Origin of the sequence: Schaalia suimastitidis DSM 15538 (assembly GCF_000429105.1) — a bacterium.
Classification (GTDB): Bacteria; Actinomycetota; Actinomycetes; order Actinomycetales; family Actinomycetaceae; genus Pauljensenia; species Pauljensenia suimastitidis.
In genome coordinates this window covers 292395-316984 of sequence record NZ_AUBF01000006.1, presented here as the reverse complement: position 1 = coordinate 316984, position 24590 = coordinate 292395, and the positions used below count along the sequence as shown (strand labels likewise).

Below are 24590 nucleotides of genomic sequence, written 5' to 3'. Positions count from 1 at the left end.
TGACATAGGTGATACTGCACAAAGTTACCTCCACAGGAAGCCCACAGCATAGTCATAAGCTGATCTGAAGTTGTCTGGCCATGCTAGGGCCATGACAAATGAGACCTTCCCCCAAACAGCAAATGACACCGCCGCCGACACCACCTCTCAAGCACTGCCCAAGCGCCGTGTGAAAAGGAAGGGTCGGCCATGGATCACCGCGCTAATCGCAGGTGGCACCACCATGGTCCTTGCCCTTGCTGGCACCGCCGCATGGGCACTTGACCGCTTCGTCATCGAACACGTCCAAATTTCCGATGTTGCCGCCTATGAAGCAGCACAGAGCGCCGCCTCGGCAAGTGCGACAACAAGCGACACAACAACAAGCACCACCACAACCGACACCACGACCACAACAACTGATACCACCTACACCTCCGATAACACGCAGATCACCATTACCCAGGTGACCACCGGCAGCGGTGATGACACCGTCACCTACTACGTCGCCGACGTTCAGCTCAGCGACGCCACCGCCCTTCAGTCAGCCTTCGCCGACAATGCTTTTGGCGAAAATATCACCGACCTTGTCTCGAATATTGCGACAGAAAACGGTGCTGTACTCGCCATCAACGGTGACTACTACGGCTTCCGCGACACGGGCATCGTGATCCGTAACGGAGTCATCTACCGTGACGAAGGTGCCCGCCAAGGCCTTGCCATCTACCGTGACGGCACGATGAAGGTCTATGACGAAACCACCACGGACGCCCAAACCCTGGTCGACGAGGGCGTGTGGCAAACACTGTCCTTTGGACCCGCGCTGGTGGAAAACGGCTCCGTCATCTCTGGTATTGACAACGTCGAAATTGACACAAACTTCGGCAACCACTCGGTACAAGGTTCACATCCGCGCACTGCAATTGGCATCATCGACGAAAACCACTTCGTATTCGTCGTTGTCGATGGACGTGAAGATGGCTACTCGCGCGGAGCCACCATGACTGAATTGGCCGAAATCATGGTGAGCCTGGGGGCAACCACCGCCTACAACCTGGACGGCGGCGGCTCAGCCGAAATGTGGTTCAACGGCGAAGTCGTGAACCAACCCTCCAACGGCGGCGAACGCGCCACCTCAGACATTCTCTACATCGCCCAAGGAGCATAATCATGTACGTCCTTATCCCCGCGTATCGCCCTGATCTTCGTCTGCCACGTCTTATCTCAGAACTTCGTGCAGCACGCAATGACCTCAAGGTTGTCGTTGTTGACGACGGTTCAGGCCTCGACTTCCGTATCATCTTCGAAGCTGCCCTAGCGGCAGGAGCCACCGTCCTGAGCTACCCGAAGAACCGTGGGAAAGGACATGCTCTCCGTCAAGGTTTCGCCCATATCAGCCACACTGCACCCGGCGAAGCAGTAGTCACCGCAGATGCCGACGGCCAACACCTTGTCGCTGACATCGTGCGTGTCGCGGCTGAAGTCGAGGCAAGCGGTGCAATGGTCTTGGGCGTACGCGCCTTTGATCCTACCCAGCCTCTACGTTCCAAAATAGGCAACCGCGCGACTGCACTCTTCTTCAGCGCAGCCACCGGATGGAACCTGTCCGACACACAGACTGGGCTGCGTGGCTTCGCCGCCGAACACCTCACTTGGCTGCAAGGTGTCAAAGGGGATCGTTACGAATACGAGTTCCAGGTGCTCCTAGAGGCTACCCGCCGTAAGGTGGAACGACGCGAAGTACCGGTAACAGCCGTTTACGAGCCTGGTAACCCCACCTCGCATTTTCATCCGATCCGTGACTCCATCCGCATCTGGGCACCCCTTGTTGGCTTCGCCGCATCGTCGGGTCTGGCCGCCATCATTGACTACGTGCTCACGGTTGGCCTTAGTACCATCACGGGCGCCGTATTCATCCCAATGGTGATCGCTCGGATCACCTCGGGTGCGGTGAACTTCATGGTGAATCGCCGCGTCTTCCACGCGGCGCCGGGCACGATCGCGAAAAGCGCGGCCCGCTATGTCGGTCTAGCCATGGTTGTCCTTGCGGGTGCCTACGCAATCGTCACGGGTTTAATGAGCGTCGGCATGCCATTGTGGATTGCCAAACCAATCGCGGACGTGACCATGTGGGCATCGTCCTTTGTCGCCCAACAACGCTACGTCTTTCGCAGCGAAGAAGAGCACCTCACGCAGACACAACCAAGCCAGCACAGCGTCAGCACTGCCACGAGTAGTGTCGAGGCGGTCGCCACCAGTGTCAGCGCGGCCAGCCACGCTGCTGCCAGCCAGATCCCCGTCACTACCACGGCCTCGGCAATCGCCTCACCCGCAACAAGCAATGTCACCGCAATGCCGCTCCCACGCACGGCACACGTCCTGACACGCGGAGAAAAGATGCTCGCATAAAAGGAATGAAGGAACCGACTCACCGCAAGAAAACCTGCACCACCGTCGCCTCACGCGGTACATTGCCCACAGACCGTAGGCACCTGCCTGGCCCTCCTTGGGAGGGCTTTGGCATGTCCACCCCCACCTATTGAGGACACCTCATGGCCGTTGAACTCGTCACCCAGTACCACCCCGAACTGGTCGAAGCAATGGAGCGCCTCGTTCCACAGCTGTCGCGCAGCGCACAACCAATGGACGCCGAGGCAACCCAACGTTTCGTGTCGCAGCCAGGGGTATACCTTTTCGTCTTCCGCTCCGATGAGCATCAATCTGACGAAGTATCACCCATCCTTGGCATGTTGTCACTCGCCACCTTTGAAATCCCCACCGGTGTGCGCGCATGGGTCGAAGATGTCGTCGTCGATTCCCAGGCACGAGGCCAGGGCGCAGGCCAGGCGCTGGTCGAGGCCGCCCTTGACCACGCACGCACGATTGGCGCACTCACAGTGGATCTGACATCGCGCCCGTCACGTGAAGCAGCTAACCGCCTGTACAGGCGCTGCGGCTTCGAGTTACGCGAAACCAATGTCTACCGGATGTCATTGGGCAAATAAGCTTTAGAACTCTTCATATACGGCAGGGTCTTGCCCTGCCGAACGCCCGTCTTGCCTGGTCAATGCGTCGATAGCGTCCATTTGCTGCTGAGTAAGAGCGAAGCTAAAGACGTCAGCGTTTTCCCTTTGCCGCGCCTCGTGAGCTGATTTCGGCACAGGAATTGCGCCGTGTTGCACATGCCACCGCAAAATCAGACGCGCAGGCGAGACACCCACCTCGGCCGCCAACGCCTGGATTGTCAGATCATTGACTAACCCGAGTTTACGACCGAGCGGTGACCACGACTGTGTGGCAATCCCATGTTCAGCGTGAAATGCGCGCATCTTGGCCTGATTGAAATGCGGGTGTAATTCAATTTGGTTAACGCTGGGCATCACCCCGGTTTCCTGGTGAAGGGTCATCAGGTGCTCAGGCAGGAAATTACAGACACCCACTGAACGTATCAGGCCTTTTTGTTGCAGATCAACAAGGGCTTGGAATGCTTCGACGTAGAGGCCCTGCCGCGGATTCGGCCAGTGGATCAGGTAAAGGTCCCAGTAGTCAAGACCGGCACGATACAGGCTTTCGTACACGGTTGCGATCGCTTCGTCATAGCGTTGACGGCGCCCAGGAAGCTTCGAAACCAGGATCAGTTCATCCCGCGATACCGGACTGCGGCGTACCACCTGACCGAGGGCGCCCTCATTTTCGTAGTTGAATGCCGAGTCAAGGAGTCTGTAGCCAACGTTAATGCCGCTGAGCATCGCCTCAATGCCACCTGGGCCTTTCAACATGTAGGTTCCCAGACCGATCAGTGGAATATCCACACCGTCATTCAGTTGCCGAGTGGGATGGTGATGCGCGTTCATAGGGTGAGCCTATCGCGTATCGCCAGATTTTGAGCCGCGCGCGACAGGCTTACCATTAGATTATGAGTTCCAGATGCCGCACACACCAACAGCATGGCCACCACGAGCACCATATTCTGGATTACCTGCAGTTTCTCAATGACTGCCCCAGTTCCTACCATGCGGCCCACCTGGTGGCACAACGCCTGGTGGATGCTGGTTTTGAACGCCAAGTGGAAAGCGAACCGTGGAGCGCAACTCCTGGCGGGCATGTCATGGTCCGTGACGGTGCGACCATCGCGTGGGTGGTGCCCGAGTATCTGGCGCCCACGGCAGGATTCCGCATTGTGGGCGCTCACACGGATTCACCAACCTTCGTAGTCAAACCTCACCCCACGACGCGCACCACGCACGGGTGGGAACAGATCAATGTTGAGGTCTACGGCGGGATGCTGTGGAACTCGTGGCTGGATCGCGAGTTGGCCATTGCGGGGCGACTTATCACTGATGACGGCACCGAGGTGCTGGTACGTACAGGCGCGCTGGCACGTATCCCCCAGCTTGCTATCCATTTAGACCGCACCGTCAATGCTGACGGCCTCAAATTGGATCCTCAACGGCATCTGCATCCGGTGTGGAACGTGGGGACACCTGCAGACCTCATGGCCCGTGTCGCACGCGACGCCGGCCTGCACAGCGCTGAGCAGATCGTGGCCTCGGATCTGAATCTCATCCCCACCCAGGGCGCTGCGGTCTTTGGTGCCGACAACCAGTTCATCGCCTCGGGCCGCCAAGACAACTTGTCGTCGGTGCACGCAGGACTGCGTGCGTTGGAGCGACTATACGACCTGGGTGTACCTGATAGTGGCGATATTGTCGTTTTCGCTTGCTTTGATCACGAAGAAATTGGTTCAGATTCACGAAGCGGCGCTGCTGGCCCATTACTGTCCGATGTATTGACGAGGACGGCTACCGCACTTGGGCGCAATGCTGACGGTCTGGGGCAGATGCTTGCTGCCTCATGGTGCGTCAGTGCTGACGCTGCACACAGTGTGCATCCGAATTACGTAGAGCATCACGACCCTGACCATTTTCCTGTACTTGGCGGCGGTGTCGTAGTGAAGGTGAATGCAAATCAGCGCTACGCCACCGACGCCGTTGGTCAAGCCATGTGGCGTGCAACCTGTGGGGCAGCTGAAGTGCCAACCCAAGTCTTCGTGTCAAATAACGCGATGCCGTGCGGTTCAACCATTGGTCCGATCACTGCGACACGCTTGGGAATTCGCACTATTGATGTGGGCGCGGGAATGCTGTCGATGCATTCGGCAAGGGAAATGACTCATGTTGACGACGTGGTGGCTTTAAGCACGGCTCTGGAAGGTTTCTGGCGCTCCTTGTGACGAGGTGGCGGCGCCATGGCCTTCTGGTCCGTTGCATTGAGGCTGCCTTTGGTGCGCTGCCTCAGGTGAGTGGTTTTGTCATGACCTGGTGGTCCTGTGAGATAGCGCTTGCTGTCTCGATGTGAAGATGTTTCGATGGTCCTATGACACACGTACCTTCATCTATCGCCTACACAGCGAATGCCTCAACCACTGGTGGCCGAGCAGGCCAGGCCATTTCAACGAATCCGGACCTCACCCTTGATATGCGTATGCCTATTGAATTGGGTGGGCCAGGTGGTGGCGCCAACCCTGAGCAACTTTTTGCGATGGGTTACGGTGCCTGCTTCCAGGGTGCCCTTGGGTTAGCCGCAAAAGAAGCCGGTGTGGATGTGTCGGCTTCGGTGGTGCGCACCAGCGTTGGTATTGGCCCCGAAGGTGAGTCTTTTGGTCTCACGGTGCGTATCGAGGTCGTAGTGCCCGGTTTGGAACTCGACCAGGTTCAAGCACTGGCAGATCGCACTCACGAATTGTGCCCCTACTCCAAGGCCACACGTGGCAATATTCCCGTTGAGGTACGCGCCGCCCAGGACTGAGGTGCGTTGAGGCGGCGGCATGAGAATATTGCCGCCGCCTTTGCGGTCCATCTGCTTCCTCACACCTATACCAGTAGCTAGGCTTAAGGCAACGGTTTTTGCCGCACACGCCACTGGAGGTTGAGATGTCACAGGCGACAAAACGGGTCGGAATCCTTACTGCTGGCGGCGACAGCCCTGGTTTAAATGCCGCGATCCGCGGCTTTGGTAAAGCAGCCATCGGCCATCACGGGATGGAATTGATTGGCTTTCGTGACGGTATCCGTGGCCTTGCCGAAAACCGCACCATTGCTCTTGATAGTGCCGCACTGTCAGGGATCCTCACTGTTGGCGGCACAGTGCTTGGCACCTCTCGGGATAAGGTCCATCGGATGCTCGTTGATGGTGAAATACGTGACATGATCCCCACAGTTGTCGAAAACTGCGAAAAACAGGGCATTGATGCCCTGGTCTGCATCGGGGGAGGTGGTACAGCAAAGAATGCGAACCGCCTGGCCAAGGCAGGTCTCAATGTCATCCATCTTCCCAAGACGATTGATAACGATATTGCCCACACGGATACTAGCTTTGGGTTTTCAACTGCCTTGGGCATCGCCACTGAAGCCATTGACCGGCTCCATTCCACAGCACACAGTCACCATCGCATTATCGTTGTCGAAATTATGGGGCATCGCGCGGGATGGTTGGCACTCGGTGCGGGTATTGCTGGTGGCGCCGACATTATTTTACTGCCTGAAATACCCTATTCCATTGACTCCGTGGTGACGTCCATCGAAGAACGTGCACGCCGTGGACATATGTTCTCCGTTGTTGCGATTGCAGAAGGAGCATTGGATCGGCATGACTCCGAGGAACTGGCTGCTGCCGAAGCACTCGTGAGCGCTGCTAATGATCCGGCAGCGAAGGCCGCAGCGAAAAAGCATCGCGCAGCTGTCATTGCTTCCCACCGAGGTAACGCTTTTAAACTCGCTGAAATCCTTGAAAAAGCCACTGGACTTGAAGCACGCGTCACCGTTTTGGGATACGTGCAACGAGGTGGCACCCCCGATGCGAATGACCGGCTCCTTGGCACACTATTAGGTGGGGCTGGGGCGGATCTTGTGGCTGAAGGTCACTACGGTGTCACTGTGGCGTCGCAAGGGCAGGCAGCCGTGCCGGTTCCACTGAGCAAAGTCGCAGGACACCTCAAAACTGTGCCTCTTGACCATCCGTGGATCGAAGCGGCACGCCACGTCGGCACTGGTTTGGGTGACTGACACGTGCCTACCGCCCCACTGACTGACTCGCGCCTGGTGGCCGAACGCATTACCCGCCTCGTCCTTGATCGCTTTAACGCGGGCCACCAGTTACGCATACTTGGCATCACCGGTCCACCGGGAACAGGTAAGACCACGGTGGCCACTATGGTAGCGGCGATGGTTGCCACACGTGGAATCACTGTTGCGGGCTTGGCGCCGATGGACGGTTTCCACATGTCGAATGCGGTCCTTGATGACCTTGATCGCCATTGGCGCAAAGGGGCGCCAGATACCTTTGACGTATGGGGTTTCGCGGCGTTACTTAAGCGAATACGGCGCGCAGAACATGAAGTATTGGCACCAGATTATCGCCGCGACCTGCACGAACCGGTTGCCGCAGGTCTACGTGTGGCACGCGAAGGCCTTGTGGTGACGGAAGGCAATTATCTTGCCTTGGATGCGCCTGGGTGGCATCAGGTGCGTTCACACATCGACCTTTTGGTCCATATTGACACGCCGCTTTCCGAGGTGGGGCAACGTTTAGTGGCTCGCCACATGGCTTTCGGGAAGGATCGTTTAGCTGCCTCCCATTGGGTTCGCACCGTTGATGGACCCAATATTGCGTTGGTTGATGCTTGTCGAGACCGTGCCGACGTCGTCATCAGTGCACATTAGGTGTCGTGCCTCAGCGCTCTCCCAACTCTGTAATCATCTTGTTCTAAGCGCGGGTCACGCTGTCTTCAAGCCAAGCAGTGATGGCATTCGTCGCTGCGCCTTGTGCCCATCGGTCAAAAGACCCTGAGCGACGATGTACAGTCAGCGGCGGAATATTCGGGCTCCGATATGTGTTGAGTAGTTTAATAAACGATGACGCCCACACGGTATCGAGGAGCGTCACGCCTTCGCCATCAATCACCACATCGGTGACCATGGCTGCGCAAGCAACGGCTTGAATGTATGTAGCAAAATTGCGCGCGAATTCTTCAAGGACCGAACGGCATGTCGCGTCGCCTTGATGAGCCAAGGCAACCAGGTCTTCTTGATCGACAGGGCGATGATCACGCATTGCAATGCCGCGTCCACTGCGGGCGCGGCCGAGGAGCGCTGGTACCGTCAAGGCCCCGTTGGCACATGAGATATGTCCGTACTGGCATATGCCTGCCGCGCCTGCCACTGGGAAGTGACCTGTCATTCCATACCCAGAGGTGGGCGCACGTAGACGGTGTCGTTCATGGACTAAACCGTGCCCCACTCCTGCTCCAACTGTGACCAGCGCAAATGAGGGTATATGGCGTCCCAATCCAAACCACTGCTCCAATGCCGTGAGGGCTTCAAGATCGTTCGTCACAGTCACCGGGGTGGCCGCTGGCAGGTGAAGCATGGACGGAAAGTCGATGTCACGCCATCCAAGGAATCGGTTCTCTTTGACGATGCCTCCTCGTACGGCACCGCCGAGTGAAATGCCGACGCCGCGCAGGCTGTCCTGGGTGCACGGCATTATCTGTGCGATCAGGTCATTGACGAGGCGCACCACCGTCGCCACATTGGTGTCGTCCACGGCAACGTATTTTGAGGCATGCACGCAAGCGCGAGCGTCGACGCAGACCGCGTGAACAGCCCGGGCAGTGATATTTATACCGAGAAAACGGTGCGCGTGGGCAGGGATATCGAGGAGTTGGGTTGGTCGTCCCATCCCAGTTTTCGGTGCACCTAATCCTTCCTCAACGACTAATCCTGATGTGAGAAGTGGCTTTACGAGGCGGGTGAGAGTTCCGGCTGAAAGGTTGAGCGTGCGCGCGGTTTCAGCTCGGGAGACAGGCCCATGAGTAAGAAGGTGTGCAGCAGTTGCTAACGCAGAGTCTTCGTAGAGCCTCGGCATACTGCCTCCTTCTTTGATATTGGGGTCTGACACCAGCGTAATCCCTTTGTCAGCATTTTTTGCGTGGGTCTTGTCAGTACGGTAGCAATCCCTTACTATTTTTCATATCGGAATTAACTATGGCGTTAACTGGTATTAGAACCCCTCCCCCTCTCCACCTCTCTCATATTCAGACAGGACGATACCAATCATGACAGTCACCCCGAGCTGCATCCATCTTAGAAATGGTGGAACCTCACTTTTTATCAGTGTTCATGCGGATTCTCTTCCTGAAATACTCTACTGGGGTGCAGATCTTGGCCTGTTAGACACAGCATCAATGGCTGCGTTTGCTCAGTCGCAAACGATCGCTGTCACCTCAGGAACAGCAGATCTGCCTCCACGACTTAGTTTGATACCACAACAATCAGAGGGGTGGATCGGCACACCCGGCCTCCAAGGCTCCCATCACGGAGCCTCCCAGTTTTCACTTTTTATCCCCACCGCCGTCACAACCTTCGGATCTGGGACTGATAGTGCCCCTACCTCCTTCGAGCTGAGCGCTCGCGACGCTGAAGCAGATCTTGCCATCGACGTAGAAATCCATGTTGAACCGTCGGGCCTTGTCCGAAGCAGGGCGATACTGACCAACCTTGGCGCTGTGGAATATGATCTTGATTCACTCCTCCTCGCGTTTCCCACCCCAGCGACCGAAAAAAACGTCATTGACCAAACAGGTCGCCACCTCCGCGAACGCGAGATCGTTACACACTCATTAACAATCGGAAGCCACGAACGAACCAGCCGCGTCGCCCGCGCACACGCCACATCAATGATCCACGGCACCTGCGGCGACGGCCCCATGTGGACAACGGCCCCTGTGCACTACGTACATGTGGCTTGGTCAGGCAATACCCGCACTGTGGTCGAAAAAACGCCGGTGGGACAGCAATGCCTTTTGGCTGGGGAACTACTAATGCCTGGGGAAATTCGCCTTGAAGGCGGGCACTCCTACGAGACACCATGGATTATTGCCACATGGGGTAATGGTCTGAATGAAGCCGCTCAACGCATCCACGGCTACCTGCGCGCCCGACCCACGCACCCTCAAGGCCCTCGACCCGTCACTTTGAATGCGTGGGAGGCAGTGTATTTTGACCATTCCCTCCCACGTCTACTCTCGCTGGTCGACACCGCCGCCGCACTTGGAGTCGAACGTTTCGTCCTCGACGACGGCTGGTTTTCCTCTCGACGTGACGATACGTCAGGACTTGGCGACTGGGTGATTTCACCGGACGTATGGCCCGACGGTCTTAATCCACTTGCCGATGCCGTCCATGCCCATGGCATGCAATTCGGCTTGTGGTTTGAGCCTGAAATGGTCAACCCCAACTCTGATGTGGCACGCGCCCACCCCGAGTGGATATTGTCACCAGCACAACGTCGACCGATCGCCTGCCGCCACCAGCAGGTATTCGATCTGGCCAATCCCGACGTCTTCGACCATGTCCTCACCCAGATCCTCGCAGTCCTCGACAGTGTGCACGTCGACTACATTAAGTGGGATTTCAATCGTGACCTATTCGAAGCTGTGTCGCCACGGACAGGAAAACCGTCATATCACGCGCAAACGAAGGCAACCTACGCGCTGATGGACGCCATCCTCCACGCGCACCCTGACCTCGAAATTGAATCCTGCGCAGGTGGAGGCGGCCGCATCGACCTAGGGATTATGGAACGTGCAGTACGCGTATGGGCTTCAGATTGTATTGACCCCATTGAACGCCAACTCATTGAAGCAGGCACATTCCTCCTTTTGCCACCCGAGTTAGTCGGCTCCCATATTGCCTCCACTACCTCACATACGACGGGCCGCACACTGACGTTGAACCTACGCGCCTCAACAGCCCTGTTGTCACATATGGGGATCGAATGGGACCTGACCGAAGCAAGCGATCAGGACATCAGCGAACTTGCTTACTGGATTAAGCTGCATAAACATCTGCGTCCCATATTGCATAGTGGACGCCTACTGCATGCCGACCATACCGATGACACGTGGAATATCCGCGGTGTGGTCTCCCTTGACGGTAATGATGCGATCTTCTTCGTTGTCCACACTGCCAGCTCCGCTCAACGTCCAACACCTCCAGTGCGCCTCCCGGGACTTGACGATGCAAAACGCTACCACCTCACGCATCTGCACCCGAATAATCCTCACTTCCCCCACGACGGGTACCATCCACCATTGCCCTGGTGGCCTGATGCCTTGACTCTCCCTGGACGCGTATGGAGCGAGGCCGGGGTGCGTTTACCTGATCTTCTTCCCCAACAGTCACTTGTCCTCCATCTTCACTCCATCGACTAACCCTCCACCATCACCGGCGAAGGGAGACAGCCTGCCCCATAACCGACACTGTCGGTCCCACCTCTAGCCCTGCGGAAGGGAATCCACCAATGTCCACACTCACACGCGCGGGAACTATGCCTCGCCCCAAAAAATCACAACACAAGGATCGTCGTTATGCGACTTTCTTTCTCCTACCTGCTGCCATCGGCCTGATCACCTTTTATATCCTCCCAGCGATGCGAGGCTTTTACTACTCATTCACTGACTACCCGGTATTACAGCCGGCGCAGTGGGTGGGAGCAGACAACTACACGCGCTTAGCCTCTGACCCGCTGTTTTGGAATGCTATGTGGGTAACCGCCTACTACGTAATCCTGAATATCGGTTTTCAAACGATTATTGCCATCGTGCTTGCGGTGCTCCTGCAACGTCTCACACAGTCAACGCTTATCCGCGGCATGGCCCTCCTTCCATACTTCGTTGCCAATGTCGTCATCGCCCTGCTGTGGTACTTCATGATGGACTACCAGATGGGCATTGTGAATGTTGGCCTGGACGCTATTGGGTTGAACCGCGTGGCGTTTTTTGGCGAGTCTGCCTGGGCCATCCCTACGATCGCCTTCATTAACGTGTGGCGACACATGGGGTACACGGCGCTGCTCGTATTCGCGGGTTTGCAGACCATTAACCGTTCTGTGTACGAGGCGGCAGATATTGATGGGGCAGGTGAAGGACGGAAATTCTTCTCCATTACCTTGCCGCTTCTGCGTCCCGTCCTTGCGATGGTGCTGGTTGTCACCGTCACCGGTTCATTCCAGATCTTCGACACCGTTGCCATCACCACCCAAGGTGGACCAATTAACGCTACTCGCGTCGTCTACTACTACATCTACGACGTGGCGTTTGGGCAACTCGACTTCGGCTATGCCTCAGCAATGGCAATGGTTCTATTCGTTCTCCTCGTTGGCATCTCATTTATTCAGCTCAAGCTGATGAGAGCCGGCGAGTCAGATGAATCGTGAGGGCACTCCCATGACAACAGCTTCACTTCCTTCGCGCACCGTTTCACGCGCCACATCGCAGTCACGTCCTAAGAACACGCACCGTATTCGTCGCGGTTTCGGCTACTACGTTGCTTGGGCATGCCTGATTGCGTTACTGGCAATTACAGTGATCCCCTTCTACTGGATGCTTCGTTCGTCTTTTACTCCTAATGCTGACTTGATCGCCGACCCCGGTGCGCTGTGGCCACGCAACCCGACTTTTGATGCTTACCGGCGGGTCTTTGGTTTGACCACACCTGAGGAGGCAATCGCCCAAGGTGGTGCAGGTGCCTCGATTGATTTCTGGTTATATTTGCGCAATTCAACCATCGTGGCGGCCTTAGTCACCCTGGGACAGACCACCTTTTCAGCAATGGCAGCTTACGCGTTTTCGCGCCTACAGTGGCGCGGCCGCGAGTTGGTCTTCGCTATTTTCCTGTCAGCACTGATGGTCCCCTCGATATTTACAGCAATTCCTAACTTCATCCTCATCAAAGAGCTGGGACTGCTCAATACCTTTGCAGGCATTGTTCTTCCAACGTTCTTTATGACGCCCTTTGCAATCTTCTTCCTCAGACAATTTTTCCTCGGCATCCCACGGGAAATTGACGAAGCGGCGATGATCGATGGTGCTGGCCCCATCAAAGTGTTTTTCCGCGTGATCGTGCCCATGTCAGCAGCACCAATCACGACCTTGGCAGTATTGACTTTTATCGCAGCATGGAATGACTACATGTGGCCCTTATTGGTGGGGCAAGCGGAAAATGTTCGTGTTCTCACTGTCGCGCTGGGCATCTTCCGTTCGCAAACGCCTCAAGGATCCCCAGACTGGGCAGGTTTAATGGCAGCAGCTTTGATCGCAGCCCTACCAATCGTGATTCTGTTCTCCATCCTCGGAAAGAGGATTGTCAATTCCATCGGATTCTCCGGGATTAAGTGAGGCAACGATGAGTACTCGATACCACCGCACCCCTACAACAGGCACCGCTCGCAGCACTTTCACCCGCACTGTCGGCATGACCCGTAAAGGCCGTTCGCCTCGTCGATGGTCGGTGCTCGCAGGCACTGCCGCTGCTAGCCTTACTTTGGCGGCGTGCTCAACACTGCCGCTTGCTGGCGACAACACTGTCGTTCTTAACTATTGGTTGTGGGATTCCGCCCAGCTGCCAGGGTATCGGCAATGTGCCGCAGCTTTCCAGGAGGAAAACCCTGATATTGAAGTGCAGATTACGCAATTCGGTTGGGGCGACTACTGGATGCAGATCACAGCAACAATGGTGGCAGAAGCAGCGCCTGACGTCTTCACCAACCATACGGGCCAATTTGGAAAATATGCCGAATTGGGACAGCTACTTGACCTAGAGCCCTATATCGAACGGGATAATTTTGACCTGTCGATTTACAACGACGGCCTCGCTGACCAATGGCTCAACGAAGCAGGAACGGGACGCTACGGCATACCTAAAGACTGGGATACCGAAGCACTGTTCTATAACGAAGAGATGATTGCCGAGGCAGGGTATACATCAGAGGACCTGTGGAATCTCACGTGGAATCCACAAGATGGTGGCTCCTTCGAAGCGTTGATTGCACACCTGACAGTGGATAAGAACGGTGTACGCGGCGACGAACCTGGTTTCGATAAGAATAATGTTGCTGTCTACGGTATGGGATACAACGAGGCCGGCGCTGGTTACGGACAGGTACAGTGGTCTGCCTTTGCCTTATCAAATGGCCAATGGACCTGGTCCGATAAAAACCCCTGGGGCCGAACCTTCCAATACGATGACCCTGATTTTAAAGAGACCATCAGTTGGTATATCGGCCTTATTGAAAAGGGGTATATGCCGCCACTATCCGTAGCAAGTTCTGGTATCGGTACCCTTGAATCTTTGGGAACAGGTGCATACGCCATGATTGTCGAAGGATCGTGGAATGTCGCTGGTATCGCCAAGTCAAGTGCGGTCCCTGTCCAAGTGGCACCCACACCAATCGGTCCCGATGGCAACCGAGCATCGGTGATGAATGGTTTAGCCGATTCGGTATTCGTGGGGACGAAACATCCTGAGGAAGCATGGGAGTGGGTTAAATTCCTTGGATCCACGAAATGCCAAGACATTATTGCCGAACAGGCCGTCGTATTCCCTGCAATTTCTTCCTCATCTGACAAAGCCGTTGACGCCTTCGAAAAGATCGGCTTTGATGCTACTGCCTTTTCCGTTCACATTGAGGACGGCACTGGCGTACCGTCGCCGGTTGTCGACCGATGGGCTGCCCTTGATTCCATTATGAATCCTGCTATGTCAGCGATTTTCATGTTTGAAAAAGACGTGGATTCATTGGATCAAGCCACCGCCGAGGTCAACGCCATGATGTCGCGCGGGCGACAGTAAGAGCACAGGGGCACGCGCAAGTGTGGGGGAGGCTGACGGCCTCCCCCACACTTCTACTGGCGATCAGGCAGCCAAAGGCACACCATTCGCGTCGGTAGCGTACTGGCCCTTCTTCAGCGCAATGAGGAAGATGGTAGCCAAGATCCACACGCCGTTGGCGAGAAGTGCAGCCGACAGGATGAGGCTCAAGGGCAGTGCCAACATTGGAGCGTTCTCAGCGAAGACTGCGGTATTAATGAGGTTGAGGATGCCGCCACCAAAGGTAATGCAGATTTTAGCGATAGCTGCCTTGGTGTAGCCCAGGTAGAAATCAGCTGCGCCGATGCCGCCAAGGAAGATCGACAACAAAAGCGCAACGATGAACTGCTTTTGTCCTGGTGATGCCTTGCCGACATACAGGGGCGCCAAGAAAGCAGGGGTAACTTTTTGCGGTCCTGCGTTCGGCGCGCCAAAAGGTTGCTGACCGGCGCCCTGTTGTGGTGCGCCCTGCTGGTAGGGATCGGTGTAACTCATCGTGAGCCTCCTTCTTGATGCTGACAAGATACAAGGTCATCCTTGCATAAGATGCCGCCTGATAGTGACATGGGTCCGTAAATGCAGACAGTGGGGTAGGTGTCGATGACACTGACCCCACTGCTCACGCAGGCTCTTGCGTAGAGCGGACACCTAAGGCGATACAACCCGTTCACAGGCCTTCCGCAAGACGATGGTACGACTGGTTCCACCGCACACGGTGGTGGAAATCACGTGCAGTCGTCGCCTGGTCAATGACCAATAATTCCATGTCAGCGATGCGCGCAAACATTTCCCACACCTCGATACCGATCTGTGTGGTCATTGCTGTATGGTGAGCGCCACCTGCCGTCAGCCACGCCTCGATGGAGGTGTACATATCGGGGGCAGGCTTCCACATGGCGCGCGCAACAGGAAGCTTCGGCATATCGTGCGGCGGCGTGACCACCTCGACAATATTGGCGGTCAGCCGGAAACGATCCCGCATATCTGACAGTGCGATGACGATGCCGTCACTTGGCGCAGCGTTGAAGACCATGCGAACCGGGTCCTCTTTTCCTCCAATACCCAGTGGATGGATTTCGATACGTACCCGCTCGGGTGTCAACGATGGGCACACTTCCAGCATGTGCGCCCCCAGGATGAGTTCTTGTCCAGGAACAAGGTTGTAGGTGTAATCCTCCATTAACGAGGCGCCGCCTGGCAGGCCTTCGCCCATCACTTTCGCTGCACGCACCAGGACTGCGGTCTTCCAGTCGCCCTCGGCACCAAATCCGTAACCGTCCTCCATGAGGCGTTGAACGGCGAGGCCAGGTAATTGACGAAGTGCCCCCAGGTCCTCGAAATTCGTGGTGAAAGCAGTTGCGCCTCGCTCTTCAAGGAAGCGACGGATTGCAATTTCTTGGCGTGCCGCATACCGCAGGGAATCATGGCGCTGCCCACCTGCTCGCAATTCTTCGGCAACATCGTAGTCGGCCTCGTAGGTGGCCACGAGCGCATCGATGTCGGCCTCGTCAACCGCATCAACGACGGCAACAAGATCATTGACGCCCCAGGTGTTGACGGAGACACCCAGTTTGCGTTCAGCTTCGGTCTTGTCCCCTTCGGTGACCGCCACGTAGCGCATATTGTCACCGAAACGGACGACACGCATCTCATGTGTGGCTGCCCACCCTGCGGCGGCTCGTACCCACGAGGCGATGCGGGCAACCGTTGCCGAGTGCGAGGCATGCCCGACAACGGTAGTGCGCGCCACGCCAAGACGAGTGAGGATATAGGCATACTCTCGGTCACCGTGAGCAGCCTGATTAAGATTCATGAAGTCCATGTCAATGCTGTCCCAAGGGATTTCAACATTGGCTTGGGTGGCCAAGTGAAGTAGCGGCTTGGACAGAACTTCCAGCCCACGAATCCACATTTTTGCGGGGCTGAAGGTATGCATCCAGGAAATCACGCCAAGCACGTTGTCGTTGGCTGAAGCATCCAACATGGCGCGTCGAATGGAGTCGGAGTCTTTAAGAACAGGTTTCCAGACGATAGGTGCCGGGATCACACCTGAGTCGTTGAGAAGTCGAACAACCTCTTGGGATTGAGAGGCAACCATTGCTAGGGTTTCTTCGCCGTAAAGGTCTTGGCTGCCGGTGTAGAACCAGATTTCGCGGCCCTGGTAGAAGCTGGACATTAGTTGGTCTCCTCGCTGGTGGTGTTTTGTCCGTAGACGTTTTGGTAGCGGGCGTAGAGGCTGTCGATCTTGTCTTGAGGGATGGGAATGATGTCGCCGCCTTGGCGGGCGATGTGGACGGTGCGTGCCACCTCTTCAACCATTGCTGCTGCTTTCACAGCGGCACGCGCGTCTTTGCCAATGGTGAATGGGCCGTGATTTTGCATGAGAACAGCGGGGCTGCGGGAGTCTTTGAGCGTGTCGACAATGCCACGACCAATGGAGTCATCACCGATGAGGGCAAAAGGACCCACGGGTACGTCACCGCCGAATTCGTCGCCCATCATGGTCAGTGCGCATGGGATGGCTTCGCCTCGTGCCGCCCATGCGGTGGCGTAGGTGGAATGCGTGTGGACAACGCCGCCAATATGCGGCATATGTGTGTAGACGTAGGCGTGGGCGGCGGTGTCGGAGGAAGGGCTTCCGTCGCCAAGGACGAGGCGCCCCTCAAGGTCGCAGACCACCATCGCTTCGGGGGTCAGGTCGTCGTAGGACACGCCTGAGGGTTTGATGACGAGGAGGTCTTGGCTGCCGTCGGCAGCGTGGCCTCGTACACGTTGAGAGACGTTGCCTGCCGTCCATACAACTAGGCCCCAACGTGGTAGTTCTGCATGGAGGGCGGCAACAATTTCGCGGGTGCGGTGTACTTGGGCGGCGAATGCGTCATCCCAAGTGGAGGGGTCACGGTGATCCATGAACGGTTCCTTCCCAGGCATCAGTACCTGCGGGAATATATGGACAGAGGGTGTGCCGCGTCTTCACAGGCAACACAGTTATGTTAACGGTAACATTCGGGTGATGTCTAGCCTTTAACGCCACTAAATGCCAACGAAATCCTCACCACCTGCCACCATCACTGGGCAAGCAAGTCCTTGAGCCACGCCACCTGTTCGCGCCACTGGTATCCCTGCCCACCTTCATGTCCGTTATGGGGGTACACGCGAATTTGAGGACGTTCCATCTGCACGCCACTGCGCGACGCCCACCAGTTACGGGCAGCAAAGACCGTTGACGGTGGGCACACAGTATCCAGTAGTGCGGTGGAAAACAGTGCCGGAGCAGCGGCCCGCGCACCAAGCAATACTCCATCGAAGTACGACAGGGTTGACAACACCTGCTGCTCACGGCCACGGAAAACCGATAGGTAACGAACAATTTCCTGATAGGGGAAAGCATCAGTCATACCGACCGCGCGTTCAAAGTGGCACATAAACGGTACATCAGGCATGGCGGCGATCACACGGTGATTAAGTGCAGCGGCTGCTATGGTGAGCGCACCACCTTGGCTGATTCCCTGAACGGCGATACGCGATGCATCAACCTGCGGCAGGTTCGCCGCTGCCTCTACGCAGTGATGCGCATCGACGTATAAGCGACGATAGTAATGGGTATGTGGGTCTTCAATGCCGCGAGTCATATACCCTTGGTCGGCGCTGCCTCCACCGTGCGGATCCGCCGTATCGCCACCACTCCCCCAGGTTCCACCCTGTCCGCGTGTATCCATAAACAGATGAGCAAATCCGGCGCTGGCCCACTCAAGGTGTTCATGGGACAACCCCCTCCCGCCACCATAACCGTTGTACTGAACAACGGCAGGTAGCGGCTCTGTCGCGTTAGCAGGAACCGTTAACCATGCCCGTACCGCGTCACCCGCATAGCCAGGGAAGGTAACATCCCAGACCTTGACGGTCACCAGTGGATGCTCTGCTTCAACGACGCTTATTGCGTTGGCATCAAACGGATTTTCGGCGAGGGTTGCGGCCCAAAATTCATCAAGATCATGTGGCTCAGTCACCACTGGTCGATAGTTTTCAAGCTCACTGAGCTCCATATCAAAACGAGGCATCGGTCCTCACCTTAACGTCGTTGCATACTGGCGCACCAAGTCACAGCACACCATGGCTTTATTGCCGGAATCTGATCACATCGCTTCGATGCGTACAGGTGTGGTCAGGACCCGGCCTTCGTCGACAATCCTAGTGCCTTCCTCAAGGCGCACCATCAATTCGCCCATCCGATCTTCACTGGAATGACCAACCGACAGGCGTATTTCACCGCCTTCAACGATGCGCTGCATATTGACGCCAGTGAAAGAGAAACGATCGGCGTGGACAGTAAAGGTGACACGTGCGCTCTGCCCCGCTTCAAGTGGCACGCGCGTAAAGCCAATAAGTTCCTTCAATGGTCGCACCACCTCGGCCCACGGGTCACTTGCATAGAGTTGGACCACTTCAACACCGGCCCTAGTGCCTGTATTGCGCACCGTCACTGCATATTCCACCGTGCCGTCAAGTGGCATGGTCTCCGCGGAGATCGCCGCGTCACAATACTCGAACGTGGTGTAGGACAGGCCATGCCCGAATGGGTAGAGCGGACGCGGGTCAATATTAGAAATACCCTCCGACTCCCACCCCAACGGCGGCGCCAAATAGGTACCTGGCTGCCCACCGGGCGTATTGGGCAACGCAATGGGCAGACGGCCACTGGGGTTCATTGCACCCGACAGCACGTCGGCAATAGCCGAGGCCCCTTCCACACCAGGCATAAAGGACTGCACAATCGCTGCGCAACGATCCGCATAACGACCAAGTGCGTAGGGGCGTCCCGTCACAAGGAGAAGGATCGTTGGCCGACCCGTATCAAGTACCGCTTCCAGCAGTTCTCCCTGCCGACCAGGCAGATCGAGGTCAGCGACGTCGCAGCCCTCCCCAGACGTACCGCCGCCGAACATCCCAGCAATATCCCCCAAAACAAGCAGCGCAATGTCAGCATTTCGGGCAGCCTCGACCGCCTCGGCAATTTCGCTATCGCTACCCGCCATGAAACCCGTGCCGCGCGTAAAGGTCATCTCAGCATCACTGATAGCGGGTAACATCTGTGGCAACGTCGCAATGTCGAGTCCGAGACCCTTCTCGGGGTAACGGGTCAGCACGTGGTTGGGGAAGGCATAGCAGCCCATAAAGGCGCGAGGCTCCTGCCAAACCGGGCCAATAACCGCAACCTTTTGGGTGCGGCACAACGGGAGAATACCGTCATTTTTCACCAGCACAATACTTTCGCGTGCCATACGTGCAGCTACATCACGGTTTTCTGGCGAATCCAAGTCACGGTGTGCATCTGCCGTCGGTTCCCAATCCTCGTCGAGCAGACCAAGCGCGGCCTTTTGCAGAAGCAGGCGACGCACGGCAGTGGTGATCTCCTCTTCTGTGACCAGGCCACGTGCAACAGCTTCGGGCAGGTGCGCATAGCAGGTTGTTTCAGGCAGCTCAACATCGAGACCAGCACGCAAGGCCTTTGCTGCCGCTTCAGCACCGTCTTTAGCCACGCGATGCATCTTTTCTAGGAAGCGAACCGACCAGTAGTCCGAGACAACGGTGCCACTAAAGCCCCATCGCTCACGCAGTACCTCGGTCAGAAGGTAGCGGGAGATTCCAGCGGGCACGCCGTCGATATCCGAGTAGGAATTCATGACCGAGGCGACACCGCCTTCGCGAACCGCCATTTCGAAGGGCGGTAGCATGACGTCTTCAAGTTCGCGCCTGCCCATCGACACTGGGGCATGGTTGCGGCCACCTCGCGAAGCCGGATAGGCCACGAAATGCTTCAGGGTGGCCATCACTCCAGCTGATTGCAACCCTTTGACATAGGCGGTGCCCAAGCTACCAACAAGGTAAGGGTCTTCTCCGCAGGTTTCTTCGACACGTCCCCAGCGATAGTCACGCACCACATCCAGTAGTGGCGACAATCCCTGATGTCCACCAACCGCCTTGATGTCGCTACCTATACGTGCCGCCATTTCTTCAACGAGTTCAGGATTCCATGTGGCACCCCATGCGATAGCCGCTGGATAGACGGTGGCTCGGTACGCGGTAAAACCGGTGAGACACTCTTCATGGACGATGGCAGGTAAGCCAAATGCATTAAGACGGCGCACTTCACGCTGCTTCTCGACGAGGCGCCGCGCACCTTCTGCCACTTCAAGGGGTTCGGTGCCCCACATGCGGGTGAGATGCCCAAGGCCACCGCTGGCGCTTTCGTGCCATGACAGTTGGTCAACTGCGAAGGCGTTTTCCATGGGGGCAACCTCGGGGGCGACGGCGGCATGGTCTGCTTCCGATACTCCGTGTTCCTTCGTTTGAGGGTGTGTTGCCTGCAAACCGACAGGTGTGTCGTTGTCGCCAGGCGTCTCGTTCTTCGGTTGTGGTGCAGGCGCCACCTGGTCAGCGGGCCGATCCCAGTAGGAGGCAAGCTGATGAACTTTAGCGTGAAGGTCCATGACGGCGATAAGTGCATCAACGCGCTCTTCGTTGCTCAGCGCTGTATTGTGCCACGGTTTCATGTGAGTCTCCGATTATTACAGTTGTGGATGCGTGCCGCGCATATACACGGACGCCGTGTCCTTTGAGGCGCCCTCACCCCAGATTCCCAGTAGGCACCCTATGAAGCCACCGGCTGATTCCGTTGAGAGCCATTGAGCGTCGATGCTGTGACAGAAGCCGTGACCGATATGCGGGCCAACACCTAGCCGTAGCGTGAGGTCGTCAAGAGCGACCCACAGGTGCTGGTCATGTCCAGGTGTCGGTAGATGCAGTACCTCGTCGTTGCCTCCACGACGAATCCTCACCTGCACCGCCTCGTCAATCTTTTCGATACGAGCCCAGTTGTGGGCGTCCTGTACGATCCCAATGGCAGTGAGCGCTTCACTGAAATCGTCGGCTTGGACACTGATCGCGCAGTCCCATGATGCTGCGCGCACGCCTCGGAAACTGCGTTCTTCGCCGCACCACTGCACACCGACGGGCCGCAAGGCGCACTCGCGGAAAGCAGTGATGCTCGTCATCACTTCGTGCTGGTGCAGGCTCGTATGAGGCAGTGCCGCCACTGTGAGGCTGCGCTGGTAAGGATCGACGCCGCTACGGGTATCCACTGCCTCGGTAAGGTGCCCTACACCAGGGGCGATAACAGGCCAGTCCTCTTCCCATGTCACAGGTGCAAGGAAGGTTTCGCGACCCAGAAGGTGGCGACCTTGTCGTAGGCGCACACCAAGCATGACGGCCCACCATGTGCCATCTGGGCGCTGCACAAGGTCAGCATGTCCGACATTGTGGATTTGGCTGCGGCGCCCCAGGTTACGGTGACTGAAGATGGGGTTGCGTTTGCAGCCTTCCCATGGGCCTGTTACATGCTGCGCTCGCGCAATGGACACCGCATGTTCTTCAGCGGTACCACCTTCGGCACTCAGGAGGTAGTACCAATTGCCGCGCCGATAAATATGGGGCCCTTCGCTCCACACTGCACCTTCGACTGCGCCATGCCAGATCACCGTTTCCTCACCAATGAAAGTGGCCGTATCCAGGTCGACCGGGCGCGTCCATATTTCGGTTTGCTGCTCCCACAGGGGGTTGACGGCAAGGCGTGTACCAGTCCACCACACGGTGCCATCGCAGTCCTGAAAAATATCGGGGTCAATACCTCCCGCTCCTTCAAGGAAACGAGGAGGACTCCAGGGGCCCGAGGCGTCGGGGGCGCTCATGAGGAAGGAACGTTGCGTGTCTGCGACGACTGTTGTACACACCAGGACGAAACGTCCGTCAATATAGCGCAGTGTTGGGGCGAAGATTCCCTGCGATTCGTCACCTTTGTCAAGATCAAGGTGCTCGGCACTGCTCAGGGCATGTCCGCATAATTCCCAAGTGACCAGGTCTTTGCTTCGATGGATCGGCAGTCCGGGCAGCCATGTGAAGGTCGAGTTCACAAGGTAGGTGTACTCCCCCACTTGACATACCGATGGGTCTGGGTAGACGCCAGGAAGGATCGGGTTTCGCGCGCTCATCCTTTCACTGCTCCAGTTAGGCCACCAACGATACGCCTCTCGAAGAGAGAGAAGAAGACCAATGCAGGGATCATGGACAGCGAGGTAAAAGCGAGGACTCGCGCAGTATCAACAGAGTATTGCGAGGCGAAGGCCTGTACACCTAGCGGCAGGGTGAAGAGGTTTTCGTCGCCCAGGATAAATAGGGGCAACATGTAGGAGTTCCACGACCCTATGAAAGCAAGGATACCTGTGGTGATGACACCCGGTGCCGATAGTGGCAAGACGACCCGCCAGAAGAATCCCAGTCGGCCACATCCATCAAGGGCGCACGCTTCTTCGAGTTCTTTAGGTATGGTTCGCAAAAAAGGCACGAGGATAATCACCGTTGTCGGCAAGGCAAAGGCGATGCCTGGCAGGATGACACCAAGAAGGTTATTGGTCAGCCCCAGGTTTTTAATGAGGATATATAGCGGCGTGATAGCCACAGTCATGGGGAACATGAGACCTGCAGCGAAAAGGGAATACATAGCGTGGCGCCCTTTAAAGGGATAGCGCGCAATGACGAAGGACGCCATGATGCCCAGGATGACCACGCCAACAGTGGTGGCGGAGGCGGCGATGGTGGAGTTACCGACTTGGCGCCAAAAGATGGGGCTTGCGATCACTTCGGTGTAGTTCTCGATAACCCACGGTGACGGTAATCCTGCCGGATTAGCAGTGATCTGTGAGTTTGTGCGAAAGCCACCGATGATCACATAAGCAACAGGCGACAAAATCGCAATGATGGTGACAGCAGCAATGAAGTAGATGCCGGGATTACCCCAAGGCAATCCTTTATTTCGTGACTGTGCTGTGGTGCTCATCGGTCACCTCCAGTGAGTGCGCCTTCAGTGTCGCGGCGCAAGACGTAGCGTTGGTATGTCAGGGCAATAATCAGCGAAATAATGAAGACGACGACGGCAACAGCGTTCCCGTATCCGTAGTTTCCTGATAGGCGACCGTTGATCACCATGTATGTTGCCATCGTTGATGTGCCCGCCGTTGAGGCAATGTATTGCCCCCAGATGATGTAGACCAGGTCAAAGAGTTGCAGTGATCCAATGATGGATAAGAATGCCCACATGCGGATCGTTGGCCCAAGTAACGGCAGAGTGATACGGCGCTGTATCTGCCAGTAGGATGCGCCATCAACTTTTGCTGCCTCAATCAGCTCGTTGGGGATTCCTTGCATACCTGCGAGGAAAATAATCACTGCGAAACCCACGTATTTCCAGGTGAGGATCCCCATAAGGGTGATCATCGCGATCTTTGGGTCGGCAATCCAGTCGCTGGCAATAAACCCTAGGCCGATGTCAGACAGGAAACGGTTCACACCCCCACTGCTTTGAAGGAGGAGAGACCAAGCGGTACCTGCGATCACTTCAGAGATGACGTAGGGAATAAAGATGAGGACGCGTATGAGCGACTGGCCTTTCATTTGCTTATTCAGCAAAAGAGCAAGCAGCAGAGCTGCCGGTCCTTGGAGCAGTAATGACGAGACCAGAATGACGGCGTTGTGCCCTAAGACGTTATGAAACTCCGGGTCGGTCAGAATCGTCATGTAGTTTTTTAGGCCGACAAAGTCGGTGGGGACACCGTAGCCTTTCCAGCTGAAAAAGCCGTAATAGGCGGCCATTGCAACGGGCAGGATAACGAAGGTGACGAAAAGGAGGATCGCTGGGCCAGATAAGAGCGTGATCTCCAGGCGTTCACGCCTTCCGATCGGCGACTTTAGACGGCCGCGGCCGCGGGAACCTGTTGAGGCTCCCGCGGCCCCGGATCCCCCGTTGATGCTGTGCGCGGCAGCGCGCGAAACGGGGGTTGAGGTCATCTC

At 56.6% G+C, this 24590-nt stretch carries 21 protein-coding genes; 11 read left to right on the top strand and 10 right to left on the bottom strand.

Features of this window, described 5'->3' with window-relative positions:
- The first annotated feature begins 91 nt into the window (after positions 1–91).
- The 3 genes from G438_RS0101445 (at position 92) to G438_RS0101435 (ending at position 2984) form a co-directional block, all read left to right on the top strand.
- The gene (locus tag G438_RS0101445; RefSeq protein ID WP_084402926.1) at positions 92–1147 is read left to right on the top strand and encodes a phosphodiester glycosidase family protein; all 1056 of its coding nucleotides are present in this window, start codon (positions 92–94) and stop codon (positions 1145–1147) included.
- 2 nt (positions 1148–1149) lie between these two features.
- Positions 1150–2388: a glycosyltransferase gene (locus G438_RS10225; RefSeq protein WP_051259184.1), complete on the top strand. Its 1239-nt coding sequence runs from the start codon at positions 1150–1152 to the stop codon at positions 2386–2388.
- A gap of 143 nt (positions 2389–2531) precedes the next feature.
- On the top strand, positions 2532–2984 hold the full coding sequence (locus tag G438_RS0101435) for a GNAT family N-acetyltransferase (RefSeq protein ID WP_026459844.1): 453 nt from the start codon (positions 2532–2534) through the stop codon (positions 2982–2984).
- A 3-nt stretch (positions 2985–2987) separates the two neighbouring features.
- Here the strand turns inward: G438_RS0101435 and G438_RS0101430 are convergent, their stop codons facing one another.
- Positions 2988–3833, bottom strand: coding sequence for an aldo/keto reductase (locus G438_RS0101430; RefSeq protein WP_026459843.1), 846 nt, complete (start codon positions 3831–3833; stop codon positions 2988–2990).
- Between the two features lie 62 nt (positions 3834–3895).
- Between G438_RS0101430 and G438_RS10220 the strand changes: the two genes are divergently transcribed.
- The 4 genes from G438_RS10220 to G438_RS10215 all read left to right on the top strand — a co-directional run bounded on the left by G438_RS10220 (position 3896) and on the right by G438_RS10215 (position 7700).
- Positions 3896–5212: a M18 family aminopeptidase gene (locus tag G438_RS10220; RefSeq protein ID WP_051259183.1), complete on the top strand. Its 1317-nt coding sequence runs from the start codon at positions 3896–3898 to the stop codon at positions 5210–5212.
- 143 nt (positions 5213–5355) lie between these two features.
- Complete coding sequence (locus G438_RS0101420) at positions 5356–5787, top strand: organic hydroperoxide resistance protein (RefSeq protein WP_026459842.1); 432 nt, start codon at positions 5356–5358, stop codon at positions 5785–5787.
- Between the two features lie 125 nt (positions 5788–5912).
- Positions 5913–7043, top strand: coding sequence for a 6-phosphofructokinase (locus G438_RS0101415; RefSeq protein WP_026459841.1), 1131 nt, complete (start codon positions 5913–5915; stop codon positions 7041–7043).
- 3 nt (positions 7044–7046) lie between these two features.
- Complete coding sequence (locus G438_RS10215) at positions 7047–7700, top strand: AAA family ATPase (protein WP_051259182.1); 654 nt, start codon at positions 7047–7049, stop codon at positions 7698–7700.
- Positions 7701–7743: 43 nt separating this feature from the next.
- Here G438_RS10215 and G438_RS0101405 read toward each other — a convergent pair whose 3' ends face one another.
- Positions 7744–8904: an ROK family protein gene (locus G438_RS0101405; protein ID WP_084402925.1), complete on the bottom strand. Its 1161-nt coding sequence runs from the start codon at positions 8902–8904 to the stop codon at positions 7744–7746.
- Between the two features lie 190 nt (positions 8905–9094).
- Between G438_RS0101405 and G438_RS0101400 the strand changes: the two genes are divergently transcribed.
- From G438_RS0101400 to G438_RS0101385, 4 genes are all read left to right on the top strand, one after another.
- Positions 9095–11251 carry an alpha-galactosidase gene (locus G438_RS0101400; protein WP_026459839.1) on the top strand — a complete coding sequence of 719 codons (2157 nt, stop codon included), beginning with the start codon at positions 9095–9097 and terminating at the stop codon, positions 11249–11251.
- Positions 11252–11340: 89 nt separating this feature from the next.
- Positions 11341–12255: a carbohydrate ABC transporter permease gene (locus G438_RS0101395; protein ID WP_026459838.1), complete on the top strand. Its 915-nt coding sequence runs from the start codon at positions 11341–11343 to the stop codon at positions 12253–12255.
- 10 nt (positions 12256–12265) lie between these two features.
- Positions 12266–13216, top strand: coding sequence for a carbohydrate ABC transporter permease (locus G438_RS0101390; RefSeq protein ID WP_026459837.1), 951 nt, complete (start codon positions 12266–12268; stop codon positions 13214–13216).
- Positions 13217–13223: 7 nt separating this feature from the next.
- Positions 13224–14669 (top strand): ABC transporter substrate-binding protein, encoded by a 1446-nt coding sequence (locus tag G438_RS0101385; protein WP_240470947.1) that lies wholly within the window; start codon positions 13224–13226, stop codon positions 14667–14669.
- A gap of 63 nt (positions 14670–14732) precedes the next feature.
- Here the strand turns inward: G438_RS0101385 and G438_RS11820 are convergent, their stop codons facing one another.
- The 8 genes from G438_RS11820 to G438_RS0101345 form a co-directional block, all read right to left on the bottom strand.
- Entirely contained in the window at positions 14733–15182 is a 450-nt protein-coding gene (locus G438_RS11820) for a TM2 domain-containing protein (protein ID WP_051259181.1), read from the bottom strand.
- A 172-nt stretch (positions 15183–15354) separates the two neighbouring features.
- Positions 15355–16863: an L-arabinose isomerase gene (gene araA, locus G438_RS0101375; RefSeq protein WP_026459835.1), complete on the bottom strand. Its 1509-nt coding sequence runs from the start codon at positions 16861–16863 to the stop codon at positions 15355–15357.
- Positions 16863–17597, bottom strand: a complete 735-nt coding sequence (locus G438_RS0101370; RefSeq protein WP_026459834.1) for an L-ribulose-5-phosphate 4-epimerase — start codon at positions 17595–17597, stop codon at positions 16863–16865. The genes araA and G438_RS0101370 overlap by 1 nt, the downstream gene beginning before the upstream one ends.
- Before the next feature lie 158 nt (positions 17598–17755).
- On the bottom strand, positions 17756–18748 hold the full coding sequence (locus G438_RS0101365) for an acetylxylan esterase (RefSeq protein ID WP_026459833.1): 993 nt from the start codon (positions 18746–18748) through the stop codon (positions 17756–17758).
- A gap of 75 nt (positions 18749–18823) precedes the next feature.
- The gene (locus G438_RS0101360; protein WP_026459832.1) at positions 18824–21241 is read right to left on the bottom strand and encodes a glycoside hydrolase family 3 N-terminal domain-containing protein; all 2418 of its coding nucleotides are present in this window, start codon (positions 21239–21241) and stop codon (positions 18824–18826) included.
- A 15-nt stretch (positions 21242–21256) separates the two neighbouring features.
- Positions 21257–22735, bottom strand: a complete 1479-nt coding sequence (locus G438_RS11815) for a glycoside hydrolase family 43 protein (protein ID WP_051259180.1) — start codon at positions 22733–22735, stop codon at positions 21257–21259.
- On the bottom strand, positions 22732–23580 hold the full coding sequence (locus tag G438_RS0101350; protein ID WP_026459831.1) for a carbohydrate ABC transporter permease: 849 nt from the start codon (positions 23578–23580) through the stop codon (positions 22732–22734). The genes G438_RS11815 and G438_RS0101350 overlap by 4 nt, the downstream gene beginning before the upstream one ends.
- Positions 23577–24587 carry a carbohydrate ABC transporter permease gene (locus G438_RS0101345; RefSeq protein WP_026459830.1) on the bottom strand — a complete coding sequence of 337 codons (1011 nt, stop codon included), beginning with the start codon at positions 24585–24587 and terminating at the stop codon, positions 23577–23579. The genes G438_RS0101350 and G438_RS0101345 overlap by 4 nt, the downstream gene beginning before the upstream one ends.
- Between the last annotated feature and the right edge of the window lie 3 nt (positions 24588–24590).